The organism is Streptomyces sp. NPDC102441 (assembly GCF_044765585.1).
Classification (GTDB): domain Bacteria; phylum Actinomycetota; class Actinomycetes; order Streptomycetales; family Streptomycetaceae; genus Streptomyces.
The window spans coordinates 271676-295178 of the sequence record NZ_JBIWKH010000013.1; the positions used below are offsets into that span (position 1 = coordinate 271676).

Sequence of the window (23503 nt, forward strand, 5' to 3'; positions counted from 1 at the left end):
AGAAGCCCCGGCACCCGGTGTCAACGGCACACGGGGGCCCGGGCGCATGTCACACCGGACGGTGGCGCCGCCCCTCGCTTCCCGGGCGGCGCCCCCGTCCACGGAATCAGCGCACCAGCAGGTCGAGCAGCCGCTCGACCTCGGCGGCCGGGTCCGCGGTCAGACCGCTGTGCACGACGCCCGGCTGGACGACCGTGGAACGGGGCGCGATGAGCCAGCGAAAGCGCCGCCCCGGATCGTCACCGCCCGCCTGGCCCGCCGCGTCGCCGCCGCCGCAGACCCCCTCGACCGCACGCAGGGCCGCCCGCACACCCAGTACGTCGGCACGCGGATCCAGCGCCATGAGTTTGCCCTCGTCCAGGTGCGTCCGCGCGGCGACGAAGGACTTGGCCCGGCAGTAGACCAGCACGCCCGCGTTGAAGCACTCACCGCGTTCCACGCGTGGAACGACGCGCAGAACCGCGTATTCGAAGACATCGCGCTCGCTCATCGGCCGCCTTCCTTGCTGTTCCGTCCGGCGCCCGCCTGTGCGTCCCGGTCCTTCTTGGTGGGGTGCGGCCAAGGGGCCAGGTGTTCGGTAAGCCATCCGGGAGCCTGGGAGGGCCGCGTCCTGGTGGGTTCTTCCAGGAGGATGCGCTCATGAATGCTCCCGGCGCGCGCCAGGAGCGGCTCCACATACGCCCGGCGCAGGTGATCCGTGGTCCCGAAGCCGGGTTCACCGGCCAGCCACTCGTCCGGCACCTCGGCCGTCACCTCGGTGAGGAGTTCGTCCGTGACGAGCGGGGCGAGCTCGGCGGCCGCGGCGGCGATGTCCGGACCGAAGGGCGCGAGGACATGGTCGGAGGCGTTGTACGGCTTCGCCGCGGAAGCCTGGGCGCCCGGCCAGTTGTGGTGCCAGATCATGGTGGCCCCGTGGTCGATCAGCCACGGTTCACCGTGCCAGACAAGCATGTTGGGGTTCCGCCACGACCGGTCCACGTTGTTGATCAGCGCGTCGAACCAGACGACCCTTCCGGCCTCGGCGGCCCCCACCTCGTACGCGAGCGGGTCGAATCCCAGCGAGCCGGGCAGAAAGTCCATCCCGAGGTTCAGCCCGGCGCTGGCCTTGAGGAGCTCCTGCACCTCCTGGTCCGGCTCGGCGAGACCGATGACGGGGTCGAGCTGGATGGTCACCAGCTCCGGCACCCGCAGCCCCAGCCTCCTGCCGAGCTCCCCGCAGATGACCTCCGCGACCAGGGTCTTGCGGCCCTGCCCGGCCCCGGTGAACTTCATGACGTACGTCCCGAGATCATCCGCCTCGACGATCCCGGGGAGCGAACCACCCTCACGCAGGGGCGTTACATAGCGGGTCGCAGTCACTTCTGTTAGCACTATCCCAGGCCACCCATCTATTCAAGCTTGCAATCCACGGTAAGCCCTGGAGGGATGCAACAGCGGGAATCACCCGTCAACGGTCCTGGAGAGAATCAGGGGAGTTTCGGCCGGCCTCCCCGTCCCCTCACTCCCCGAGCGGTCCGTCGATGGCAGTACGCCCCTTGCTTCCGGCCTCCGGCATGAAGTGAGCATAGTAACCGAGGGTGATCGCGGGCGAGGAATGCCCGAGCCACCGCGCAGAGATCACGACGGACTTGCGGCCTCCAGCGCGAGCGAACGGCGATGACCCGGCCGACACCCACATGGCGAGTTGTTGCCCGCCTACGACTTCCCCCAGGACCTCCTCGACGCCCAAGCGGCCCTCGACCCAGGAACTGACCACCTTCGTGCTCACACACCCTTACTACGGGCCGACGAACGCGCATCGCACAGGTCGCGCCAAGCGCGCCGCCGAGTCGGGGAAGGGAGCCTGATCGGCCCGATCCGCCACTCCGGCCGGTTCATCTCGTGCACAAGGCGAGTCAGTGGCTGCGGGGTGCGTACATGAGGACGCCCATCCCTGCGAGGCAGATGATGGCGCCGGTGATGTCGTAGCGGTCGGGGCGGTAGCCGTCGGCGACCATGCCCCAGGCGATCGATCCGGCGACGAAGACGCCTCCGTACGCGGCGAGGATGCGCCCGAAGTTGCCGTCGGACTGGAGCGTGGCGACGAACCCGTACAGCCCGAGAGCGATGACGCCGGCGCCGATCCAGATCCAGCCCTTGTGCTCGCGTACGCCCTGCCACACCAACCAGGCCCCTCCGATCTCGAAGAGCGCGGCGACGACGAACAGGGCGATGGAGCGGGCGACGAGCACGGTGGCAGGGTCTTTCTGTTGGTGGGGAGGTGAAGCGGCGGGCTGGGGCAGGTCAGGCCGTCGGTCCGAAGAGAGCGGTGAGCAGGTCGGCCCCGTCGGCGGCTGCGCGGACTTCGAGGTGGAGGTCCTGGCCGTCGAGGTGGAGACGGAGGTCGAAGAACGGACAGCACTGCTGCTCGGCTGCGGCCAGCGCGGCGACGTCCCCGGCCCGCGCGGCGGGCAGGGTCAGGCGGAGCCCGCCCGGGATGTCCTGGCCTACGGCGCCGTCGAGGAGCTGGTGCCACTGGGCGGTGCGCTCACCGATCCCGTCGCCCGTCAGCGAGCAGGCGACCGGCGCGGTGCGCCAGGACTCGGTGTCCTCTGCGGCCTGGCGGCTGGGCGAGAGCACGACGTCCACCGCGCGAGAGGCGCCGGTGGGGGCGGGCGGGGTGAGGAAACCGCATTCGGGGTCGCACGGACTGGTGCGGTCGGGCAGCGCGTCCAGGTGTTCAAGAGCGGTGTGGAGCGAGGCGGTGAACGACGTCAACTCCGCGGCCCGTTGTCCGGCTTCGTCAAGGCGGGCGGCGATCCGGGGGCGCAGGTCGGCCTTCAGATCCGCGCAGGACCCGGCCCCCCACACCGCCAGCAGTTCACCGATCTCTTCGAGCGGCAGACCGAGGTGCTTGGCCGCACCGATGAACGCCAGGCGGTCCACCGCCCCCTCGCCGTACACCCGGTAGCCGGACGCGGTTCGGTCGGCAGGCAGTAGACCAGCGCCTTCGTAGAAGCGCAGGGTGGTGGCCGGGACGCCGCAGCGTTCGGCGAGCTGGGAGATCCTCATCGTGCTCACACCGCCGACGGTAAACCTTCCACCCGACTCGAAGGTCAAGCTGTCCGGGTAGGAGCTGAGCAGTAGCTGGACCAGGGGCGGCAGGCGCGAAGTCGAGTTTGCGGCATGCGCGCCGGGTGCCCGCAGACGGCCACTCCCGCGCGCCGACGCCGCCACGTACGTATGCGCCCGCCCGCTCCGCATCAGGGATGGATGACGATCTTTCCCACGTGTTCCCTGCGTGCCAGTTCCCCCTGTGCCCGAGCGGCCCGCTCCAGCGGGAACGTCGCGGCGACAACGGGCTGGATCTCCCCCTGGCGGGCCAGGTCCATGAGGAGGCCGAAGTGCGTGGGCGTGTGCATCGCGGAGCCGATCAACTGGGCGTTGTGCAGATAGAGCCGGCGAACGTCGAAGGTCACGCCGGACCCGCCGAGCGCACCGGCGACGACCCAGCGGCCGCCTTCGCGCAGCAGTGGCAGACCCTCGCCCACCAGGTCGCCGGCCACGACGTCGAGTGCGACGTCGATGCCCTCCGGGGCGGCGGCACGGATCTGCTCGGCGATGTCCCGTGCGCGGTCGACGACTTCGTGTGCGCCCGCCTCGCGCACCGGATCGATCTTGGATCCGCTGCTGATGGCCACGACCCTCGCACCGCGCGCACGGGCGATCTGAATCAGCGCGATGCCCACGCCGCCGGACGCTCCCGAGACCAGGACGGTCTCCCCCTCCCGTAGCCGGGCCCGCTCGATCATGCCCAGCGCCGTGCCGTACGCGGTCGGCAGAGCCGCGAGCTGATCATCCGTGAGCGGGGATTCCGTCACATCGTGTACGCGCTCCGCCGCCGCGGTCACGTACTCGGCGTAGCCGCCGTCCCGTTCGCTCCCCATCAGGCCCACCGGGTTCGCGTCCGGTCCCTCGCTGTCATAGACCGCCGGGTCGACGACCACGCGGCGGCCGACGAGGCTCTCGTCCACGCCGGCTCCGACCGCCACGACCCGGCCGGCCACGTCGGCGCCCTGGATCCTCGGGAAGCCGATCGGGCCCCGCCAGCCCGACAGGGCCTCCGGGTCTCCCGGGCGGCCGTAAGCACCCTCCCGGGTCCACAGGTCGGTGTTGTTCACCGCTACCGCGGCAACCCGGACCAGCACCTCTCCTGCCTGCGGGGCGGGCACGGCCACCTCCGTCAGCTCAAGAACCTCCGGCCCTCCGTGCTCCACGATCCGCACCGCGCGCATGGTCTCGGACACAGTCATCACTCGACCTCCTCACGGGTATACTGATCTGTATATGCGTTCCAGAGTACACCGATCAGTGAAGAGGTGCCCGATGCAGGAAGCACAGCCCATGACACCGGCCGGCCGTCGCATCGTGGCGGCCGCCGAGGAGCTCTTCTACAGCCGGGGGATCACAGCGGTCGGCGTGGACCTGATCGCCGAGCACTCAGGCGTGACCAAGCGGACCCTGTACAACAGGTTCGGCTCGAAGGACCAGCTCGTGGCGGCCTATCTCATGGAGCGTGACCAGCGCTGGCGGTCACTCGTCGTGGCCTCCGTCGACGCCTGTGAGGACCCGGTCGAGACCGTCACCGCCCCCTTCGACGCACTGCGGACCTGGAGCCGGACCAGCACCCGCGGATGCGCGTTCATCAACGCGCTGGCCGAGCTCCCGGACCCCTCGCATCCCGCGCACCGCATCGCGGCGGACCAGAAGCTCTGGCTTCTCAGTCTCTTCGAGGAGCTCGCCACCGCGGCGGGCCGCTCGGGCCCCGCCGCGCTCGCCACCCAGCTCCTGGTGCTGCACGAAGGCGCTCTCGCCACGCAGCCGCTCCCCCTGGACACCCTTGCGGAGACGACCGGCCTGGCACGAGCCCTGGTTCGGGCCGACGCACCTCCCCGCCCGTAGGAGGGCACCGCCGGAGCGCCGGCGTTCGGTCGGCCCCACCGGTCCGGGCTTCCCATGTCCCCTGTTCCGCAGGCCGGTTGGGCCTACCCTCAAAAGGGTCTGCTTTGTGACCGAGGCCCCCTTCCGATCTGGAGCCCTGTTGAACACCTCACCGGTGAACTCCCCGCCTGACGGCCCGCACCGCATGGACCCGTCCGGTGGCTGTCCGCACGCGGCCAACGCCCGGCTGCTGTCCCAGGGCGCCGTCACTCCGGTGATCCTGCCCGGAGAGGTTCGGGGCGTGGCTGTACTGGGACATGAGGAGCTCAAGGAGTTCCTCGCACATCCCGACGTGGCCAAGGACGCGCGGCACTTCACGGCGCTCCAGGCGGGTGAGATCGCCGATGGCTGGCCGCTGAAGACGTTCGCGACCGTCCAGGGGATGACCACCGCGGACGGTGCCGACCACCGACGGCTGCGGTCCCTGATGAGCAAGGCGTTCACCGCGCGTCGCGTAGAGCGGCTTCGCCCACGCATAGAGGCGTTGACGGCCTCGCTCCTGGACGGTCTCGACCGGGCCGCCGGCGCCGGTGACGGTGTCGTCGACCTGCGTACACACTTCGCGTTGCCGCTGCCCATGGGTGTCATCTGTGAACTCCTGGGCGTGGACGCCGAGCACCACGACCGGCTGCACCACCTGTCCAACCGCATCGTCGCCACCGACATAGCTCCCGCCGAGGCGACGGCTGCCAACCGGGAGATGGTGGAGGTGCTCAGCACGGTCGCCGCCACCCGGACCGAGAATCCGGGGGACGACCTCACCAGCGCGCTGATCACGGCCCGGGAGGCGGACGGCGACCGGCTCGGCCCGCACGAGCTGATCGGCACCCTGATGCTCACGATCATCGCCGGACACGAGACGACGCTCAATCTCATCACCAACGCCGTACGCGCCCTGTGCACCCACCGGGATCAGCTCGACCTTGTCCGGTCGGGCGGGGCGAGCTGGTCGGACGTGGTGGAGGAGACGCTGCGCTGGGACAGCCCGGTCAGCTACTTCCCGTTCCGCTACCCGACGCGTGACCTGGCACTCGGCGGCACCGTGATACCCAAGGGGACCCCGGTGCTCGCCGGTTACTCCGCGGCGGGCCGCGACAAGAAGGCTCACGGCCCGGACGCCGACCGCTTCGACATCACCCGTGACAGCGGCACCCGGCACCTCTCGCTCGGCCATGGCGCGCACTACTGCATGGGCGCCCCGCTGGCCCGGATGGAGGGCACCGCCGCGCTCGCCCAGCTGTTCGCGCGCTTCCCCGACCTCGATCTCGCCGTCCCGGACGCCGAACTGCCGCGTCACGCGTCCTTCGTGGGCAACAGCGTGCGGGCGCTGCCGGTACGCCCGCACGGCTGAGGCGGAGCACTCCCGACCGGTCCACGCCGGTCCCGCCGGTCCCGCCGGTCCCGCGTGGAAGGATCGGCCGCGCGACTGAACGTGCGGCCGCGCGGATCCGTATCCACACCTGACGCCATCCTCACCGGCGTCTCGTACTCCGACGAAGGGAAAGCGGTCATGAGCGCATCGCAGGAGAGCCAGTTCCACGTGGGGCGCCGCGCCGTCGTCGCGGCCGGCGCGACGGGACTGGCCGTCGCTCTCACCGCGTGCGGCGGAGCGGCGGACTCCGGCGGTTCGGACACGGCCGAACCGGCCGGGGAGGGGGAAGGCGCGAACGGCGGCGCGCCTCTCGCCAGGACGGCCGACATCCCGGAGGGCGGCGGCGTGGTCCTCGCCGACCAGGGTGTGGTGCTGACACAGCCGAAGGCCGGCGAGTTCAAGGCGTTCTCGTCGGAGTGCACCCACCAGGGCTGCGCGGTGAAGGGGATCGCCGACGGGGTCATCACCTGCCCGTGCCACAACAGCACGTTCGACGCGGCGACCGGCGAGGTGACGGGCGGCCCGGCGACCAGGCCGCTGCCGGAGAAGGCGATCCGTGTGGAGGGCGGCTCCATCACTCTGGCGTGAGGGACGGGGCGGGGCCGCCGGGGTCTGCACGCCCCGATCCGGGGATCGGGGCGTGCAGACCCCGGCCTGCCGCGCGCAACGCCTCCACCGCGGCCCTGATCGACGGCCTCCGGTCGGCGTCCGCGCGCCACACCGCGTGGACATGTCGTCGCATCGGCTGCCGTACGGGCACGAGACTCACACCGTCGGGCACCGGTCCCCGTCCCAGTCGCGGCGCCACGCAGACGCCGAATCCCCCGGCGATGAGTGCGAGTTGGGTGTGGTGCTCGCCCGCCAGGTGCGCGATGCGCGGCTCGAAGCCCTTGGACCGCAGGGTGAACATCAGCCAGTCGTAACAGAATTCACCCTCCGGCCAGGAAACCCAGTCTTCGTCGGCGAAGTCCTCGATGTCCACCTCCGCCCTGCCCGCGAGAGGATGGTCCGCGGGCATCGCGATGTCCGGTGCGTCGTCGAGGAGTTCGGCCTTGGCGAGACCTCCGGGGACGGGCAGACGCTTGTTGCTCCAGTCGAGCACCACGGCGAGATCGGCATCCCCGCGGAGCACCGCGCGGATTCCCGCCTCGGGCTCCAGCTCCGTCGTACGCAGTCTGAGCTCGGGGTGGACCTCGCGGAGCGTGGTGAGGGCGGCAGGGAACAGACCACGGGCGGCCGTCGGGAAGGCCGCGAGCCGGACCTCGCCCACGACCTGACCCCGCTGGGCCTCGATGTCCGACTGCGCGATCTCCACCTGCGAAAGGATCTTCGCGGCATGGTCCGCCAGCAGCCGGCCGGCGTCGGTGAGCCGGACCCCCCGTCCGTTCTTGGCCAGGAGCTGCTGCCCCACCTCGCGTTCCAGTTTTGCCATTTGCTGGGAAACGGCGGAGGTCGTGACGTGCAGGCCGTCGGCGGCACCACTCACCGAGCCGTGCCGCGCCAGGGCATCCAGCGTCCGCAGTCGCTCCAGGTTCAACATGTAAGCGATGCTACGTCAATCGCTCAACGAAACCTCACTTGTCCTACGCGGTTTGCCTCGCCATGGTTGACGCGTGAGCGTCCCCGCCGCACCGGCAGTCAGGCCCCCTTCCGACACCTCCGCACCCCCGGCGCGGAGGCCGGCCGTGGACTGGCGCGTCCGCTTCGTGGCGCTGTCGCTGATCTGGGGGTTCAGCTTTCTGCTGATCAAGGCCGGCACCGACGGGTACGCCCCGTTCCAGGTGACCTTCGGCCGGCTGCTGTCCGGGACGGCGGTCCTCGCCGTCGCGATGGTGGTGCGCCGCGAGCGGCTGCCCCGCTCCGGACGGACGTGGGGCCACCTCTTCGTCGCCGCCTTCTTCCTCAACGCGCTGCCCTTCTCGCTCTTCGCGTACGCCGAGCTGACCATCCCCTCCACGCTGGCCGGGATCTGCAACGCGACCTCACCCCTGTGGGGCATGGCGCTCTCCCTCGTCGCACTCTCCGAGGACCGGCCCACCCGCCGCCGCGTCGCGGGGCTCGGCCTGGGATTCATCGGCGTACTGACGGTGCTCGGCGCCTGGCAGGGCTTCTCGGGACTCGACGTGACCGGCACGGCGATGGCCCTGCTCGCCTCGCTCAGTTATCCCGTCGGCTGGATCTACGTCCGCCGCACCCTGGCGGACACCGGCAACTCCACGCTTGCGCTGACCGGCAGCCAGCTCTTCCTGGGCACGGTCCAACTGGCCCTGGTCGTCCCGCTGTTCACTTCCATGCCGGGACGCTTCCCTCTCCTTCCCACGCTCGCCGTGATCGCCCTGGGAGCGCTCGGAACGGGAATCGCCGTCCTCCTGCAGTACGGACTCGTCGAGGAGGTCGGCCCGACGACGGCGCAGATGGTCACCTACTTCATCCCGGTGATCGCCACAGCGGCCGGAGTGACCCTGCTCGGCGAGCAGTTGAGCTGGAACACCCCGGTGGGCGCCCTGGTGGTCCTCGCGGGCGCCGCCCTCACCCGGAGCCGGGCCGAGGGCTCCGCCGGCGCGTCCCGTCGCGTCACCGCCGGGCCGCTCAGCCGTAACTGACCGGCCGGGCGGGCGGCACGGCTGCCGCCACCGCGTCGGCCAGCGGCCCGACGTCGGCGACGGACAGCGAAGAGATGGTCAGGCGCACTCCCTGCCGCGAGTTCATCCGGAACCGCGCCCCCGGGGCCACGGCCCACCCGGAGTGCAGCATCCTGGCCACCGCCCCGGTCTCGTCGCCCACGGGCACCCACACATTCATCCCGGTCCGCCCGAACGACGCGACCCCCCGCTCCCCCAGCGCCCGTACGAGCGCGTCCCGGCGCTCCCCGTAGGAGCGGGCCACGGCCGCCGTGTCGACCGCCTCCGTCGCCCACAGATGCGCCACCGCATGCTGCAGCAGGCCACTGACCCATCCGGGCCCCAGCCGCTGACGCCCCGTCACCCTGTCCACGGTGAGCCCGTCCCCGGTGATCACGGCCACCCGCAGATCGGGGCCGTACGCCTTGGACACGGGCCGCACGAAGGCCCAGCGCTCCGTGGCCCCGGCGAGCGGGTGCACCGGCAGGTCGACGAAGGCGTGCCCGTGGTCGTCCTCGATCAGGAGCACGTCGGGGTGACCGGCGAGCACCGCCCGCAGTTCGGCGGCCCGTCGGCTGCCCACCGCCGCACCGGTCGGATTCTGCGCCCGGCCGGTGACCACCAGGGCCCTGGCACCCGCCCGCAGAGCCCCCTCCACCGCGTCGGGCAGCGGGCCCTCCTCGTCCAGCGCCATCGGAACGACGCGCATGCCGAGCGCCGGGACGAGGTCGAGCAGGGCGCCCCACCCCGGGTCCTCGATGGCCACCGCGTCACCGGGCCTGAGGTGTGCGACAAGCACGCGCTCGATCGCGTCGCGGCACCCGGAGGTGACCGCCACCGGCCCGGCGGGCACGCCGTCGGCGTCCAGGCCGGCCCGTGCGAGCTCCGCGAGCCGGGGCACCACCGCCGCGCCCCCGTAGAGACCGGGCCCACGGCCGTACGCCTGCGCAGCCGCCGCCAGCGCCTCCCCGAGGTCCGGCAGCAGAGCGAGGTCGGGGTTGCCGTCGCCCAGGTCGCGCACGCCCGGAGGGGCCTCCACCCGGAGCGAACCACGTGCCGTGCTCGCGGGCCTCGGCCGCACGCGGCTTCCCCGGCGCCCCGCCGTCTCGATCACCCCCCGCTCGCGAAGGGTCCGATAGGCGGCGGCCACCGTGTTCGGGTTGACGCCGAGCAAGGTCGCCAACTCCCGCATGGGCGGCAGTACATGGCCGGGGGCGAGCTCACCCGACGCGACGCCTCGCTCCACACTCGCGGCAATGTCGGATGCACGCCGCCCACTGATCCGATACTCTCCTAGCACAAACATTATTATGTACTAGTGCAATGGAGTACGCAATGCCGGACACCGCCACGCCCGACAGCAACGGCCTCCCCGAGGCCGCCTACGAGCCGACGGAGCGCACGGTCCCGAGCCGCGCCAAGCAGCGCGCCTCGTACGACCACGCGACGGTCCACTCGATACTCGACGCGGCCTACCTCTGCCATCTGGGCTTCGTCCGCGACGGCGCACCGGTCGTCCTCCCCACGCTCTTCGGCCGGATCGGCCGGCGGCTGTACGTGCACGGCTCGACCGGATCGCGTCCGCTGCGCGCGACAGGTGCGGCCGACCCGGGCCTCGCCGTCTGCCTGACCGTGACGCATGTGGACGGCCTGGTGCTGGCCCGTTCCGCCTTCCACCACTCGGTGAACTACCGCTCCGTGGTGGTCCACGGCATCGCCCGCACGGTGACCGATCCGGAGGAGCGGCGCGTCGCACTCGACGCCATCGTCGACCAGGTCGTGCCGGGAAGGTCGAAGGATTCCCGGCCGGCGGACGCCAAAGAACTTGCCGCGACCGCGGTGATCCGCCTGGACCTCGACGAGGTCTCCGCCAAGGTCCGTACCGGCGACCCGGACGACGACCCCGCGGACCTCTCGCTGCCGCACTGGGCGGGCGTGGTTCCGCTGAACCACGGATACGCCGCGCCGGTGCCGTCCGGCGACCTGGACCCGTCGGTCCAGGTGCCGGACTATCTCACCGCGCTCCGGTCCGGCGACGGCGGCCTGCCACCCGCCCCGTGACCGGGCGGGTCAGGCCGGCACGGTGGCCCGCCGGCGGGCCACCGCCGCGCCGCGTGTCTCGGCGAAGGCCAGCCCCGCGACGGCCGTGAGCAGGAGCAGCGTGCCGATGACCGTGGCCGCGGTGAGCCGCTCCCGCAGCACGGTCACCGCGATGACCGCCGCGCTCACCGGCTCGAGAAGCATGATCACCGACACCGTGGCCGACCGGACCACCGCGGCCCCCGCGAAGTAGAGGGCGTAGGCGAGTGCGGTCGGCACCGCCGCCACGTAGACGAGCAGCCACAGCACGTGGCCCGTCTCGGCGGTGTGCGGCACGAGGCCTTCGGCCGCTGCCATGGGCAGCAGCCCCACGGCGCCGATGCCGAACGCCCACGCACTGGTGGAGAGGGAGTCACCGGCCGCGCCGTCCCTGCCGAGCCACCGGGTCAGCAGGGTGATCGCCGCGTACCCGGCGGCGGACAGCACGGCCAGCAGCAGCCCGGTGGGCCGCACTTCGGCCGGCTCGCCACCGAGCACCAGCACGGCGAGACCGATGAGGGCGCCCAGCACGGCCGCGATCCCGCCACGGCCCAGCCGCTCCCCCATGGTCAGCCGTGCGCCGACCGCGATGAGGACGGGCCCCGCGCCCAGTGTGACGACGGTGCCGACGGCGAGTCCGGTCGCCTCGACCGCTGCGAAGTACGCACTCTGGAACACGGCGAGACCGATACCGGTCCCCAGGACGCGCAACAGCCGCCGGCGGCGCGGCTCGACGGGGGTGACCGGGCGGCGGGGCCGCATCGCGAGCACCCCGGCCAGCAGGGCGAGGCCTCCGACGCAGCGCCAGAACGACAGGGCGAGAGGCCCGAGATCACTGATCCGGAAGAGCAGGGAGGCGGCGGCGCCGGCGGTGCCCCAGGCAAGACCGGCGACGACGAGATAGACAAGGCTCCGCCCGACGGGCAGGCCGGAAACAGGGTGGGACACGTGACTCTCCAGAAGAAGGGGGTGGTGGTCGCTCGGCTCCTTGCGCGGGCAGCGACGAACCGCTCGGGGCGTACCCGAGCCCGGTCTTCGTCCGGAGTGGCCGCCTCGCGCTAGGCGGCGGGAGGCGGAAGTACGGTCTGCGGCATGATCGGCACCCTACGGCGAGGCCGGCGGCCGGGACAACTCGCTTTCGGTACGGGCCGGCTCGTGCGCCCCCGGCACACCCGGACCCGAAGCCACCGGTCCCGAAGCCACCGGTCCAGACGGCGGCTTCGGCGCGGACGACTGCGCGATCAGGGCGCCGAGCAGCACCACTCCGCCGCCCACGAGCTGCGGCGCGGAGAGGTGCTCGCCCAGCAGCACCCAGGCGAGCACGGTGGCGATGACCGCCTCCAGGCAGGCGACGACCCCCGCGACCTGGGGCGAGAGCAGCCGCACGGACACCACACCCGTGGCGTAGGCCAGCACGGTCGCGAGCAGCACGATCCAGCAGAGCAGAAGCCAGGCGGGGACGTCACGCCCGTCCATGTCCGCGCTCCCTCCGAGGACCGCCCAGTCCATGGCCCAGGGGCCGGCCACCACTGTCAGCACGGCCGAGCCGGCCAGCAGTCCGTACGCGATCACGCCGACGGGGTGCGGAGGTCCGGCGTCCGCCGTGTCCCCATGGCCGACGCCCTGGTCCGACAGGACGAAGTAGCCCACCTGGCAGCACGCCGCGCCGAGGGCGAGCAGCAGTCCGACGGCGTCGAAGCTCAGACCGGCCCACACCTCGACAACGCAGGCGAGTCCGCCGACCGCCAGCACCACACCGGCGGTGGCGGCACGGGTGACGGGCCGCCGCTGCACGAAGCGCACCCAGCCGAGGACGAGTGCGGGCGCCAGATATTCGATGAGGAGGGCGACACCGACCGGGATACGCGAGATCGAGGCGAAGTAGAAGGCCTGCACCCCGGCCACGGCGAACAGCCCGAAACCGGCCAGCAGTACGGGCCTCTCCCGTACCAGGTTCCGGTGGCGCCAGGCGACCGGAAGCATGACGAGGGCGGCGCCGGTCACCCGCAGCCACACCACGTGCAGCGGGTCCAGCCCGGCCTCGATCAGCGGCTTTGCCGCAACCCCTGAACCACCGAACGCGAAGGCCGAGGCAAGGGCCAGGCCCAGACCGGCGCTTCTGCCCTGAGTCGCTTGCATCGGCACATCATGGCAGCAGGCGTCAGCAGCGTCATCCCTGTCACACCTGTCCACGGCGTGTTCATGATCACCCCTGCGGTCCCCCCACGGACGTACGGTCCACCGCGCGGGCGCGCAGCCACTCGGCTTCGGCGCCGGCCCGCTCCAGCACCTCGACCGCGCGGCACCGGCGATCCGCGACCAGCGCAGCCAGCAGGTCGAGGCCGTCGGCATGGGCCTCCCCGCGCAGGAGTGCGCTGCGGACTGCGCGGTCCATGGCCGCCGCCGCCGAGGGCGACCACCCTTCGCCCGCGGGTTCGCGTACGGCCGGGAACGCGCCCGAATCCTCCTGCGTCCCCTGCCAGCGGAGGCCGTATCCGATGCTGCGCTGCACGAGGTATCCGAGCACCCTGGCCAACTGCGGCCCTCCGTCGAAGGCCTCCCGGACCTCGGGGTCGGACTCGACGAGGGAGTGCAGGAGGTGAGCCGTATCGACATGACGGTCGCCGTCGCGCACCGCCCGTCTGCGCGCACCGGTCACCACAGCCGTCATCGCGGCGCTCGGTCCCGCACCGACCCATGGGTGGTTCGGTGCGGCTTGTTCGGGGATCCCTGACGTCCGGTAGTGCACATCTCCACCCCATCAGCCCCGGGAAGCGAAAACATCCCCGTCACGACCCATCCGCCATCCCGCAGAAGGCGGGGGCCACCGGGGGGTTCCTCATCCTCGGGGATGAGATCGCGCCATTACGGGCAGCACGGGGCCGGGCGCGACGGCGGGTACGGGAACCGAAGAAGGGCCCCACAGCGGGGGCCCTTCTCCACTTGCGCGTACCGCACGGCTCAGCTTTCCTCGGCGAGGATCAGGTACAGCTTCTTACGGGCGTCGTTGATCACCGTGAGGGCCTTCTGCCGCTGATCGGCCGAGCCGGTCTTCCAGACCTGGCCGAACGCCTCCATCAGACCGAACCCGGCCTGCCGGATCTCGTTCACGCCCTCCCAGTCGACACCGCGCCCCGCCTCTTCCCAGGGGGCGTCGGGGCCGGACTGGGCCTCGGTGCGGCCGAGGTCGGTGAGGGTGAACAACTTCTTGCCACCCTCGCTGGCGCTGATGATCAGCCCCTCGTCCTCCAGCAGCTGAAGGGTGGGGTACACCGAGCCGGGGCTGGGCTTCCAGGCCCCTCCGCTGCGCTCGCCGATCTCCTGGATCATCTCGTAACCGTGCATCGAGCGGTCCTTGAGCAGCGCGAGGATCGACGCGCGTACGTCACCGCGCCTGGCCCTCCCCCTGCCGCCTCCCCGGCCGCGTCCGCCGCCGAAGGGTCCGCCGCCGAACGGGCCGCCGCCGAAGGGCGGTCCGAACGGGCCGAACGCGGCGCGGCCTTCGGAGTCCCCCCTGCCGGGGCCTCGGCGCCCGGGACCGTATCCGTGGTTGTCTCCGTGGTCGTTTCCGTGTGAACGCATGACTGCGCTCCTCTCATGATTGTCGTTACGCGACTCTTCACTGAACGGTCGCGATGCCTCAACGATATATCGGAAGCTATCGACTGGCAAGCCTCACTCTTGACCATGGGGCGGTCCACCCTGTCCGGACGCTGCTCTAAGGTCGCCCGCATGACTGAGCCCACCTACCTCGCCGCGGTCCGGGAGTCGTACGACACCGTCGCCGCCGACTACGCCGCACTCGTCAGATCCCCCGCGGAGCTCGATCCGTTGTCTCGCGCGATGCTGGCCACGTTTGCCGAGGTCGTCCGCACCGCCGGGCGCGGGCCGGTCGCGGATCTGGGATGCGGGCCCGGCAAGGTCACGGCACACCTGGCCGGCCTGGGGGTGTCCGCCTTCGGCGTCGACCTGTCCCCGAAAATGATCGAACTGGCCCGGCGGGCCTACCCGGACCTGCACTTCACGGTCGGCTCGATGACCGCGCCGCCGATCGGGGACGGCGAGCTCGGCGGCATCCTGGCCTACTACTCGACGCACCACACGCCACCGGAGATGCTGCCCGTCGTGTTCGCCGAGTTCCGGCGCACGCTCGCACCCGGCGGGCACCTGATGATGGCCGGCCACGTGGGCGACGGCGAGCTCCTGCGTCCGACGCGGGCGTACGGAGACCATCCGGTGTCCTTCGAGTCCCATCTGGTGCCGCCCGACCGGATCGTCGCCCTCCTGGAGCAGGCCGGACTCGTCGTCACCGCGCGCCTGCTGGAGGAGCCCGGCGAAGGCGCGAAGAGGGCGGCCGGCACGTTCTTCGCCCGAAAACCAGAAGGACCCTGAGCGTTCCGGGCCGCAGCGCCCGGCTTCTGCCGCTCGCGGGCCGCACATCCGGAATTGGCCTTGGACGACGCCGAACGCCCCTGCCTACGGTCGCCGACATGAGGATCCGCATCGTCGACGCGTTCACCGACCGCCCCTTCGCCGGCAACCCCGCCGGAGTCGTGATCCTGGACTCCGGAGCCTTCCCCCCGGCGGACCACCTCCAGCGCATCGCCTCCGAGGTCAATCTCCCGGAGACGGCCTTCGCCCGTCCGCTGCCGCCCGGTGGGGAGGCCGACTGGGCGCTGCGCTGGTTCACCCCCACCGCCGAGGTCGATCTCTGCGGGCATGCGACACTCGCCACCGCCCACGTCCTGCACACGACCGGAGTCACGAGCGGCACGGTGCGCCACACCACCCGTTCCGGCATCCTGACCACCACGGCCCACGGCGACGGCACCCTGACGCTCGACTTCCCGACGGCACCGCTGACCCCGGTGACCGCCCCGCCGGGACTGGTGGACGCGCTCGGCGCGTCACCCCTGTCCCTTCACGACACGGGGAAGCGCGTCGGTGACCTCCTGGTCGAGCTGGCCGACGAAGCGGCCGTGCGAGCCCTGAAGCCGGACTTCCCGGCGCTCGCCTCCTGCTCCCGGCGGGGCGTCATCGCCACAGCGGCGGCCGAGGACCCCGCGGGCGCCTACGACTTCGTCTCGCGCGGCTTCTTCCCCGGGGTCGGCATCGACGAGGACCCGGTGACCGGCAGCGCCCACACCGCCCTGGCGCCCTTCTGGTCGGCCAGGTTCGGCCGTGACGACCTCACCGGCCTCCAGGCCTCCGCCCGCTCGGGCCTGGTCCGCACCTCCCTGCGCGGCGATCGCACACTGCTGACCGGCAGCGCGGTCACGGTGATCGACGGCGAGCTACTCGCCTGGCTCCGATGACGGCGGGAGCGGGCCGCCCTCTCACGGGGTGGGCAGCCAGCCCACCTTTCCCGCGAGGAGCGCGTATCCGACGAACGCCCCGATGTCGAGCAGGGAGTGCGCGACGACCAGCGGTCCGACCCGGCCCCAGCGCCTGTAGAGCAGCACGAAGACGACGCCCATCACCATGTTGCCGATGAATCCGCCGATCCCCTGGTACAGGTGGTACGAGCCGCGCAGCACGGAGCTCGCCACCAGGGCGGCCATGGGCGTCCATCCCAGCTGCCCCAGCCGTCGCAGCAGATAGCCGACGACGATGACCTCCTCCACGAGGGAGTTCTGCACCGCGGAGAGGATCAGTACGGGGAACTTCCACCACACCTCGGGCAGCGATTCCGGAACCACCGTCAGGTTGAACCCGGCGGCCCGGGCCACCAGGTAGAAAGCCAGTCCCGCGCTGCCGATCCCGGCCGCGACCAGGGTGCCCCGGCCCAGGTCCGGCCAGGGCCTGGTGCGGTCGAGACCGAGGGTCCGCAGGCCGGCACCTTCCCGGATGAGCAGATGAGCCACGAGCGCGACCGGCACCAGCGCCGTGGCGACACCGAACAGCTGCCAGGCCAGGTCCAGCCATGGCCGCCCGGGGGCGTACGACCCGTTCAGCGTCGCCGCCTGGTCCTTGAGGCCCCCCGGTTTCGTCAGCGACCCGATGAAGCTGATCAGGGCGGACACCCCGCTGGCCCCGAGGGAGAGAGCCAGCACGAGCAGCGTCTCCGACCGGAGGATCCGCCGGGACACCCCCTCGTGAGGAATGGATTCAGCCACGCGCCCCGCCTCCACCTGTACACCTGCCGTCAGCCATGCGTCGTCATAGCTTGCCCGACAGGGCCGGTGCGGCGGGACACCGGGCTGCGTCCACCTCAGGGCGCGGGAAAGCCGATGGGCCAGGTGTGCACCGGCTCACCCACCTGCATCAGCTCGCCGTAGCGCCGGGTGGTGGCCGCCAGCGCTCCCTCTCGTTCGAGGCCCGCCTCCAGAGCGCGATGGTAGGTGTCGACCTGCCAGGAAGCGCCGTTCACCCGGAGCCTGCAGCGTTCCTCGATGACGCCGAGGTAGCGGTCCCGGTCCGAGCGTTCGATGTTCCAGGCGTCGAGCCCGGCGGCCGCGAGCGGCAGCAGTTCATCCCGTACGAGCTTGACGGCGGGCACCTTCGCCACGCCGCCCGAGCGGCCGGGGCGCGGCCAGAGCAGCTCGGCCTCGATGCCGTGGCGGCAGGCGGCGTCGAAGTTCTCGGCCGCAGCCTCGAACGGCAGCCTCGTCCACACCGGCCGCGATTCGTCGGCAAGTGCGCGCACCAGCCCGTAGTAGAAGGCGGCGTTGGCGATGACATCGTCGACGGTGGGGCCGGCGGGCAGGACCCGGTTCTCCACCCTCAGGTGGGGGACGCCGTCGGCCAGCCCGTAGACCGGCCGGTTCCACCGGTAGACCGTGCCGTTGTGCAGGACGAGTTCGGCCAGCGACGGCACACCGCCCTCGTCGAGGACCCGCAGCGGGTCCTCCTCGTCGCAGATCGGCAGCAGGGGCGGGTAGTAGCGCACGTTCTCCTCGAAGAGCTCGTACGCGGAACCGATCCACCGTTCCCCGAACCATGTCCTGGGGCGCACCCCCTGATTCCGGAGTTCGGGTGGCCGCACGTCCGTGGCCTGCTGGAACAGCGGCGGCCTCGACTCCCGCCACAGCTCCTTGCCGAACAGGAAGGGGGAGTTGGCTCCGAGGGCGATCTGCACGGACGCGATGGCCTGCGCCGCGTTCCAGACGTCCGCGAAACGGTCCGGGGTCACCTGCAGGTGCAACTGCACCGACGTACAGGCCGATTCGGGGGCGATCGAGGCAGAGGTCGAGACCAACCGCTCGACACCCTCGATATCGAGGACGAATTCCTCGCCGCGCGCGGCCGCCATTTGGTCGTTGAGGAGCGTGTAGCGGTCGACGTCCGACAGGTTCGCCGAAACCACGTCGTCCTGGCCGAGGGTCGGCAGGATGCCGATCATCACGATCCCGGCATCGACCTCGGCGGCCTTCCTGTGGGCATACGCGAGCCCCGTACGCAACTCCTCGGCCAGCTGATCGAAAACCCGGCCGCTCAGCCGGTGGGGAAGAATGTTTACTTCCAGGTTGAACATCCCCAGTTCCGTCTGGAAATCCCGGCTGGCGATGCGCTGGAGCACCTCAGCATTCCGCATCCTCGGCATGCCGTCCGGCCCCGCGAGATTCAGCTCGATCTCCAGCCCCATGAGATTCCTGGGCCGGTCGAACCTCCGCTCCGACAGGAGCCTCTCCAGCCCGGTCAGGCACTGGGCGAGCTTCTCGCGGTACGCCTGCCGATCAGACGCGGCAAAGGCGCCCGCCACGACCTTCTCCCCCATCGAAGGGTCCCTCCTCGAGTGGGCGGCCCGCGGCACAGGCCGCTCGTATCACGATCGATAATGCCCCGACGAGATGATCCGTAACGCCCCCACGGCCCATCGGCACCCAGTAGTCTGGTTGACTGAAGCCGGAGGCACATTCCGAAGGCATGGGGCATATACAGTTTGCCTGATCGAGTTGCCCGGCGGAAACACCGATGAGTTTCAGCCTACCGCCGCACCGGGAAAGCACCTGGCGACGCGGGTCAGAAGGGGTCCGAATCCACAGAAACCGCGCAATTCAAAGGCCTGAATCAGCCTTGCGGGCAATATGTGGGTCGGCTAGCCGAAACACCGTGTGAACATTTGTCGTATAAACTCTGCGAACGAGGCAGAGAGTTGACGCACCGGGCCGTCCGCCCCGTCACCGGCCTTCCTCTGGCCCCGCACGCCGACAGCGCCGTCTGCACCCGCCCACGCATCACCGTGTCTCCGAAGTGAGAGGCGACCCACTATGCCGCTGCATGTTTCTCCGGCCCCAGCGCCCGCACTGCGCAGCGTTCTCGCGGCACTCGGTTCTCCCACCGCAGTCCGCGAGGCCCACACGCCCGCTCTCCGGTCCGTCCAGGGATCGCTGAGCCCCGAACTCCCGCTCCCTGTCCACGTACTGGACCGGATCGTGCCGAACGACGCCGCACCGCGCACCCGCCTCGCCGGCTGGCGCTTCCTGATCCGCAGCGGTGAGCGCGCCGTCGCCGCCGCGGACACCATGCTCACCGCCGACGGCTGGACCTTCTCGCACTTCTTCGAGGGTCCCTACATCGCCTCCACGGAACTCGCCGTACGTCAGGCGGAGTCGACGACGACGCACTACCAACCACGTCTGCTGTCGGTTCCCGAGCTGTACATGTTCACGTTGTGGCTGCACCACGACACCGAGGCCGACGCGGGCTGCGGAGCACTCGCCCCGACCGACGTGCTGGTGCCTCTGGCGCCCGCTCCCCCGGGCATCACGGCCCACCGGCCGCATCGGGTCGCGGATCTGCTCCCGGTCATGACGCTGCGTGTCACCCCCGCTCCTCTTCCGGGCCTTCCCGGGCTGCTCGGGTCGCCCGCCTGACCGTCCTTCCTCACTCGCCCCCGCCGAGCTGCTCGGCGGGGGCGCATCCGTACCCGTCCGGACTAGTCCGGTCAGGTCACCCCGAACCATCCGAACGGACAGCCACGTTGGATCGAACCGTCCGGCCGGGTGACGCGTCATGGGAGGAGAACAGCAGCTGCCGCGAAATCCCTGCGGAGAGACGCCCGTAGGGCAACACTGGGGCAGGACCGACTTGATACGGGGGGCGGCCATGAACACATCGTCCAGCCGCAGGACACTCGAATCGACGCAGCGAAAGAACCCACCCATGTGCCAGCACCAGCCACCCTGTCCGACCGCTGACTCCAACGACCGGGAAGCCGCACGCCTGATGGCCCACCACCCGGAGCAGGGCTGGAGCCTGCTGTGCAACGGCGTCCTGCTCTTCGAGGACACCGGCGAGCTGCTCCCGGACGGGCAGATCATCGCCCCTCACCGTCCGCTGAAGAGCGGCCAGGTGATGAAGGCCGCCTGAGGCGGCCGACGGAACAAGGGGGCCGGCCCGGAGAAGTCTCCGCACCGGCCCCGACGCGTTTCCGCGTGCCTACTGGTCGTACTCGTCCAGCGGGGGGCAGGAACAGACCAGGTTGCGGTCGCCGAAGGCACCGTCGATCCGGCGCACCGGCGGCCAGTACTTGTCCGAAGGCGTGACCCCGGCCGGGAACACCGCCTCCTCGCGGGTGTAGGCGTGCGTCCACTCGCCACCGAGCGCCGCGGCCGTGTGCGGGGCGTTGCGCAGCGGGTTGTCGTCGGTGCTCCACGCACCGGATGCGACCTTGTCGATCTCACCGCGGATGGCGATCATCGTGTCGCAGAAGCGGTCGAGCTCGGCGAGGTCCTCGCTCTCCGTCGGCTCGATCATCAGCGTCCCGGCCACCGGGAACGACATGGTCGGCGAGTGGAATCCGTAGTCGATCAGCCGCTTGGCGATGTCGTCGATGCTGACACCGGTCGCCTTGGAGACCGGTCGCAGGTCCACGATGCACTCGTGCGCGACCAGACCGGCCGGGCCGTTGTAGAGGACCGGGAAGTGCGGTTCGAGGCGCTTGGCGACGTAGTTGGCCGCGAGCACGGCGACCTGCGTCGCACGCTTCAGGCCCTCGCCCCCCATGAGACGTACGTACGCCCATGAGATCGGCAGGATGCCTGCCGATCCCCACGGAGCGGCCGAGATGGGGCCGATGCCCGTCTCCGGGCCCGCCGCGGGCTGGAGGGGGTGGTTGGGGAGATAGGGCGCCAGGTGGGCACGCACCCCGACCGGACCGACGCCGGGACCTCCGCCGCCGTGCGGGATGCAGAAGGTCTTGTGCAGGTTCAGGTGGGAGACGTCGCCACCGAAATGTCCCGGCTTGGCGAGGCCGACCAGCGCGTTGAGGTTGGCGCCGTCCACGTACACCTGGCCGCCGGCGTCGTGCACCTCCCCGCAGATGTCGGCGACGTGCTCCTCGAAGACGCCGTGCGTGGAGGGATAGGTGATCATGAGGACGGCGAGCTCGTCGCGGTGGGTCGCGATCTTGGCCCGGAGATCCTCTGTGTCGACCTCCCCGTCGTCGGCGGTCTTCACCACGACGACCTTCATGCCGGCCATCACGGCGCTCGCGGCGTTGGTGCCGTGCGCGGACGACGGAATCAGGCAGACGGTGCGGCCGTGATCCCCGTTGGCCCGGTGGTACGCGCGCACCGCCAGCAGGCCGGCGAACTCGCCCTGCGAACCGGCATTGGGCTGGATGGAGACGGCGTCGTAACCGGTGACCTCGGCGAGGCGCTCCTCCAGCTCACGGATGAGGGTGAGGAAGCCCTGTGCCTGCTCGGCCGGCGCGAACGGGTGCAGCGCACCGAATTCGGGCCAGGTGATCGACTCCATCTCGGCGGTCGCGTTGAGCTTCATCGTGCAGGAGCCGAGCGGGATCATGCCGCGGTCCAGCGCGTAGTCGCGGTCGGCGAGCTTGCGCAGGTAGCGCAGCATCGCCGTCTCGGAGCGGTACTGGTGGAAGACCGGGTGGGTGAGGACCTCGTCGCTGCGCAGCAGCCCGTCGGGCAGCGCGTCGGCCGCCTCGTCGTCCAGCGCGTCGATGTCGCCGCCGGCCCCGAAGGCCGCCCAGACGGCGGCGATCCGGCTGCGGGTGGTGGTCTCGTCGCAGGCCACGGAGACATGGTCGGCGTCGACGAGCCGCAGGTTCACCCCACGCTCACGCGCGTCGGCGACCACCCCGGCCGCTCCGCCCGGGACGCGGACGGTGAGGGTGTCGAAGTACGCCTCGTGCACGACGTCGGTACCGGCGGCCCGCAGGCCCTCGGCCAGGATCGCGGCGAACCGGTGGGTGCGCCGGGCGATCGTCCGCAGGCCCTCGGGGCCGTGGTAGACCGCGTACATCCCGGCCATGACGGCGAGCAGCACCTGCGCGGTGCAGATGTTGCTGGTGGCCTTCTCGCGGCGGATGTGCTGCTCGCGGGTCTGCAGCGCCAGCCGGTAGGCCTTGTCGCCGTCCGCGTCGACGGAGACACCGACCAGGCGGCCGGGCAGGCTGCGGGCGAACTTCTCGCGTACGGCCATGAAGCCGGCGTGCGGTCCGCCGAAGCCCATCGGGACGCCGAACCGCTGGGTGGTGCCCACGGCGATGTCCGCGCCGAGGGCGCCGGGCGAGGTGAGCAGCGTCAGGGCCAGCAGGTCGGCGGCGACGGCCACGATCGCGCCCAGTTCGTGAGCCTGCTCGATGACGGGCGCGATGTCGCGTACGGCGCCGGAGGCGCCCGGGTACTGGAGCAGCACACCGAAGACGCCTCGTTCGGCGGCCTCCGCCGGGATCCCCTCGGTGAGGTCGGCGACGACGACCTCGACACCGGTCGGCTCGGCGCGGGTCTGGATCACGGCGACGGTCTGCGGCAGGGTGTCGGCGTCGACCAGGAAGACACCGTCCTTGACCTTGCCGACCCGTCGCGCAAGGGCCATCGCCTCGGCAGCGGCCGTCCCCTCGTCGAGGAGCGAGGCACCCGAGGTCGGCAGCCCGGTGAGGTCGGCGACCATCGTCTGGAAGTTCAGGAGGGCCTCGAGCCGCCCCTGGGAGATCTCGGGCTGGTACGGCGTGTAGGCCGTGTACCAGGCGGGGTTCTCCATGACGTTGCGGAGGATCACCGGCGGGGTGAACGTGCCGTAGTAGCCGAGACCGATCATCGGTGCGAGCACCTGGTTGCGGTCGGCGAGGCTGCGCAGCTCGGCCAGGACCTCCGCCTCGGTGTGGGCCTCGGGGAGATCCAGCGCCTCGGCACTCCTGATCACGTCCGGCACCGCGGCGGCGGTGAGCTCGTCGAGCGAGCCGTAGCCGACCTGGGCGAGCATCTTGGCCTGCGCCGCCACATCGGGCCCGATGTGGCGCTGCTCGAACGGAATACCCTGCTCCAGCTGGGAGAGCGGAGTGCGGCGGGGGGTCATATGGAGGCCTCCTGGTCTGTTACGACCTGCGAGGGGCGCCACGGCGTGGCTGCCCGAACGGCCTCCCCATCTGTCATCTCGACCTGAGAGCTTCACCGGCACGCCCTGGGGCATACCGGCTTTCACCGTCGGTGAGGGTGGTGCCCGTCGCGGCGCGCGCCGAACGGGTCCCGCCCTGCTTTCC

The 23503-nt window shown here is 71.1% G+C and carries 23 protein-coding genes; 9 read left to right on the forward strand and 14 right to left on the reverse strand.

Annotated elements, in window-relative coordinates; translation table 11 throughout:
- Window positions 1-106: 106 nt before the first annotated feature.
- The 5 genes from ACIREO_RS27845 to ACIREO_RS27865 form a co-directional block, all read right to left on the reverse strand.
- Window positions 107-490 (reverse strand): DUF3037 domain-containing protein, encoded by a 384-nt coding sequence (locus tag ACIREO_RS27845; protein WP_404115012.1) that lies wholly within the window; start codon window positions 488-490, stop codon window positions 107-109.
- The gene (locus ACIREO_RS27850; RefSeq protein WP_404115014.1) at window positions 487-1371 is read right to left on the reverse strand and encodes a HipA family kinase; all 885 of its coding nucleotides are present in this window, start codon (window positions 1369-1371) and stop codon (window positions 487-489) included. Before ACIREO_RS27850 ends, ACIREO_RS27845 begins: the two co-directional genes overlap by 4 nt.
- Window positions 1372-1895: 524 nt before the next feature.
- Entirely contained in the window at window positions 1896-2231 is a 336-nt protein-coding gene (locus ACIREO_RS27855; protein WP_404115016.1) for a YnfA family protein, read from the reverse strand.
- Between the two features lie 52 nt (window positions 2232-2283).
- The gene (locus tag ACIREO_RS27860; protein ID WP_404115018.1) at window positions 2284-3060 is read right to left on the reverse strand and encodes a MerR family transcriptional regulator; all 777 of its coding nucleotides are present in this window, start codon (window positions 3058-3060) and stop codon (window positions 2284-2286) included.
- 182 nt (window positions 3061-3242) lie between these two features.
- The gene (locus ACIREO_RS27865) at window positions 3243-4292 is read right to left on the reverse strand and encodes a zinc-binding dehydrogenase (RefSeq protein WP_404115020.1); all 1050 of its coding nucleotides are present in this window, start codon (window positions 4290-4292) and stop codon (window positions 3243-3245) included.
- Between the two features lie 73 nt (window positions 4293-4365).
- Between ACIREO_RS27865 and ACIREO_RS27870 the strand changes: the two genes are divergently transcribed.
- The 3 genes from ACIREO_RS27870 (at window position 4366) to ACIREO_RS27880 (ending at window position 6940) form a co-directional block, all read left to right on the forward strand.
- Entirely contained in the window at window positions 4366-4941 is a 576-nt protein-coding gene (locus ACIREO_RS27870) for a TetR/AcrR family transcriptional regulator (RefSeq protein ID WP_404115022.1), read from the forward strand.
- A 184-nt stretch (window positions 4942-5125) separates the two neighbouring features.
- A complete protein-coding gene (locus ACIREO_RS27875; protein WP_404115101.1) occupies window positions 5126-6331 on the forward strand; it encodes a cytochrome P450 in 1206 nt (401 codons plus the stop codon).
- Window positions 6332-6490: 159 nt separating this feature from the next.
- A complete protein-coding gene (locus tag ACIREO_RS27880) occupies window positions 6491-6940 on the forward strand; it encodes a Rieske (2Fe-2S) protein (RefSeq protein WP_404115024.1) in 450 nt (149 codons plus the stop codon).
- Here ACIREO_RS27880 and ACIREO_RS27885 read toward each other — a convergent pair.
- Window positions 6927-7892 carry a LysR family transcriptional regulator gene (locus tag ACIREO_RS27885; protein ID WP_404115026.1) on the reverse strand — a complete coding sequence of 322 codons (966 nt, stop codon included), beginning with the start codon at window positions 7890-7892 and terminating at the stop codon, window positions 6927-6929. The genes ACIREO_RS27880 and ACIREO_RS27885 overlap by 14 nt on opposite strands.
- A 73-nt stretch (window positions 7893-7965) precedes the next feature.
- Here ACIREO_RS27885 and ACIREO_RS27890 point away from each other — a divergent pair, with 73 nt between their 5' ends.
- On the forward strand, window positions 7966-8955 hold the full coding sequence (locus tag ACIREO_RS27890) for a DMT family transporter (protein ID WP_404115028.1): 990 nt from the start codon (window positions 7966-7968) through the stop codon (window positions 8953-8955).
- On the opposite strand, the gene ACIREO_RS27895 is transcribed toward ACIREO_RS27890, so the two are convergent.
- Window positions 8942-10273: an aminotransferase class I/II-fold pyridoxal phosphate-dependent enzyme gene (locus ACIREO_RS27895; protein ID WP_404115030.1), complete on the reverse strand. Its 1332-nt coding sequence runs from the start codon at window positions 10271-10273 to the stop codon at window positions 8942-8944. The genes ACIREO_RS27890 and ACIREO_RS27895 overlap by 14 nt on opposite strands.
- Before the next feature lie 35 nt (window positions 10274-10308).
- On the opposite strand from ACIREO_RS27895, the gene ACIREO_RS27900 reads away from it, so the two are divergent.
- Window positions 10309-11034, forward strand: coding sequence for a pyridoxamine 5'-phosphate oxidase family protein (locus ACIREO_RS27900; RefSeq protein WP_404115032.1), 726 nt, complete (start codon window positions 10309-10311; stop codon window positions 11032-11034).
- 9 nt (window positions 11035-11043) lie between these two features.
- Here the strand turns inward: ACIREO_RS27900 and ACIREO_RS27905 are convergent, their stop codons facing one another.
- The 4 genes from ACIREO_RS27905 to ACIREO_RS27920 form a co-directional block, all read right to left on the reverse strand.
- The gene (locus ACIREO_RS27905) at window positions 11044-12000 is read right to left on the reverse strand and encodes a DMT family transporter (RefSeq protein ID WP_404115034.1); all 957 of its coding nucleotides are present in this window, start codon (window positions 11998-12000) and stop codon (window positions 11044-11046) included.
- A 156-nt stretch (window positions 12001-12156) separates the two neighbouring features.
- On the reverse strand, window positions 12157-13191 hold the full coding sequence (locus tag ACIREO_RS27910) for an EamA family transporter (RefSeq protein ID WP_404115036.1): 1035 nt from the start codon (window positions 13189-13191) through the stop codon (window positions 12157-12159).
- A gap of 67 nt (window positions 13192-13258) precedes the next feature.
- Window positions 13259-13801, reverse strand: a complete 543-nt coding sequence (locus ACIREO_RS27915) for a Clp protease N-terminal domain-containing protein (RefSeq protein ID WP_404115038.1) — start codon at window positions 13799-13801, stop codon at window positions 13259-13261.
- A 212-nt stretch (window positions 13802-14013) separates the two neighbouring features.
- Window positions 14014-14634 carry a PadR family transcriptional regulator gene (locus ACIREO_RS27920; protein ID WP_404115041.1) on the reverse strand — a complete coding sequence of 207 codons (621 nt, stop codon included), beginning with the start codon at window positions 14632-14634 and terminating at the stop codon, window positions 14014-14016.
- A 150-nt stretch (window positions 14635-14784) separates the two neighbouring features.
- On the opposite strand from ACIREO_RS27920, the gene ACIREO_RS27925 reads away from it, so the two are divergent.
- Together ACIREO_RS27925 and ACIREO_RS27930 are read left to right on the forward strand one after the other, a co-directional pair.
- Entirely contained in the window at window positions 14785-15444 is a 660-nt protein-coding gene (locus ACIREO_RS27925; RefSeq protein WP_404115043.1) for a class I SAM-dependent methyltransferase, read from the forward strand.
- A 98-nt stretch (window positions 15445-15542) separates the two neighbouring features.
- Window positions 15543-16367 carry a PhzF family phenazine biosynthesis protein gene (locus ACIREO_RS27930; RefSeq protein WP_404115045.1) on the forward strand — a complete coding sequence of 275 codons (825 nt, stop codon included), beginning with the start codon at window positions 15543-15545 and terminating at the stop codon, window positions 16365-16367.
- Between the two features lie 21 nt (window positions 16368-16388).
- Here the strand turns inward: ACIREO_RS27930 and ACIREO_RS27935 are convergent, their stop codons facing one another.
- Window positions 16389-17168 (reverse strand): CPBP family intramembrane glutamic endopeptidase, encoded by a 780-nt coding sequence (locus tag ACIREO_RS27935; RefSeq protein ID WP_404115048.1) that lies wholly within the window; start codon window positions 17166-17168, stop codon window positions 16389-16391.
- Between the two features lie 95 nt (window positions 17169-17263).
- Complete coding sequence (locus ACIREO_RS27940) at window positions 17264-18769, reverse strand: glutamate-cysteine ligase family protein (RefSeq protein ID WP_404115050.1); 1506 nt, start codon at window positions 18767-18769, stop codon at window positions 17264-17266.
- Window positions 18770-19262: 493 nt separating this feature from the next.
- Here ACIREO_RS27940 and ACIREO_RS27945 point away from each other — a divergent pair, with 493 nt between their 5' ends.
- Window positions 19263-19868: a hypothetical protein gene (locus ACIREO_RS27945; RefSeq protein ID WP_404115052.1), complete on the forward strand. Its 606-nt coding sequence runs from the start codon at window positions 19263-19265 to the stop codon at window positions 19866-19868.
- 289 nt (window positions 19869-20157) lie between these two features.
- Window positions 20158-20364: a DUF5999 family protein gene (locus tag ACIREO_RS27950; protein WP_103759919.1), complete on the forward strand. Its 207-nt coding sequence runs from the start codon at window positions 20158-20160 to the stop codon at window positions 20362-20364.
- A 69-nt stretch (window positions 20365-20433) separates the two neighbouring features.
- Here ACIREO_RS27950 and gcvP read toward each other — a convergent pair whose 3' ends face one another.
- On the reverse strand, window positions 20434-23319 hold the full coding sequence (gene gcvP, locus ACIREO_RS27955) for an aminomethyl-transferring glycine dehydrogenase (protein ID WP_404115055.1): 2886 nt from the start codon (window positions 23317-23319) through the stop codon (window positions 20434-20436).
- Window positions 23320-23503 lie beyond the last annotated feature (184 nt).

What these genes read in the sequence shown, in the direction of transcription:
- ACIREO_RS27845 (WP_404115012.1), bottom strand. Translation starts at nt 490, where the DNA reads ATGAGCGAGCGCGATGTCTTCGAATACGCGGTTCTGCGCGTCGTTCCA.
- ACIREO_RS27865 (WP_404115020.1), bottom strand. Translation starts at nt 4,292, where the DNA reads ATGACTGTGTCCGAGACCATGCGCGCGGTGCGGATCGTGGAGCACGGA.
- ACIREO_RS27870 (WP_404115022.1), top strand. Translation starts at nt 4,366, where the DNA reads ATGCAGGAAGCACAGCCCATGACACCGGCCGGCCGTCGCATCGTGGCG.
- ACIREO_RS27875 (WP_404115101.1), top strand. Translation starts at nt 5,126, where the DNA reads ATGGACCCGTCCGGTGGCTGTCCGCACGCGGCCAACGCCCGGCTGCTG.
- ACIREO_RS27880 (WP_404115024.1), top strand. Translation starts at nt 6,491, where the DNA reads ATGAGCGCATCGCAGGAGAGCCAGTTCCACGTGGGGCGCCGCGCCGTC.
- ACIREO_RS27885 (WP_404115026.1), bottom strand. Translation starts at nt 7,892, where the DNA reads ATGTTGAACCTGGAGCGACTGCGGACGCTGGATGCCCTGGCGCGGCAC.
- ACIREO_RS27900 (WP_404115032.1), top strand. Translation starts at nt 10,309, where the DNA reads ATGCCGGACACCGCCACGCCCGACAGCAACGGCCTCCCCGAGGCCGCC.
- ACIREO_RS27910 (WP_404115036.1), bottom strand. Translation starts at nt 13,191, where the DNA reads ATGCAAGCGACTCAGGGCAGAAGCGCCGGTCTGGGCCTGGCCCTTGCC.
- ACIREO_RS27920 (WP_404115041.1), bottom strand. Translation starts at nt 14,634, where the DNA reads ATGCGTTCACACGGAAACGACCACGGAGACAACCACGGATACGGTCCC.
- ACIREO_RS27925 (WP_404115043.1), top strand. Translation starts at nt 14,785, where the DNA reads ATGACTGAGCCCACCTACCTCGCCGCGGTCCGGGAGTCGTACGACACC.
- ACIREO_RS27930 (WP_404115045.1), top strand. Translation starts at nt 15,543, where the DNA reads ATGAGGATCCGCATCGTCGACGCGTTCACCGACCGCCCCTTCGCCGGC.
- ACIREO_RS27940 (WP_404115050.1), bottom strand. Translation starts at nt 18,769, where the DNA reads ATGGGGGAGAAGGTCGTGGCGGGCGCCTTTGCCGCGTCTGATCGGCAG.
- ACIREO_RS27945 (WP_404115052.1), top strand. Translation starts at nt 19,263, where the DNA reads ATGCCGCTGCATGTTTCTCCGGCCCCAGCGCCCGCACTGCGCAGCGTT.
- ACIREO_RS27950 (WP_103759919.1), top strand. Translation starts at nt 20,158, where the DNA reads ATGTGCCAGCACCAGCCACCCTGTCCGACCGCTGACTCCAACGACCGG.
- gcvP (WP_404115055.1), bottom strand. Translation starts at nt 23,319, where the DNA reads ATGACCCCCCGCCGCACTCCGCTCTCCCAGCTGGAGCAGGGTATTCCG.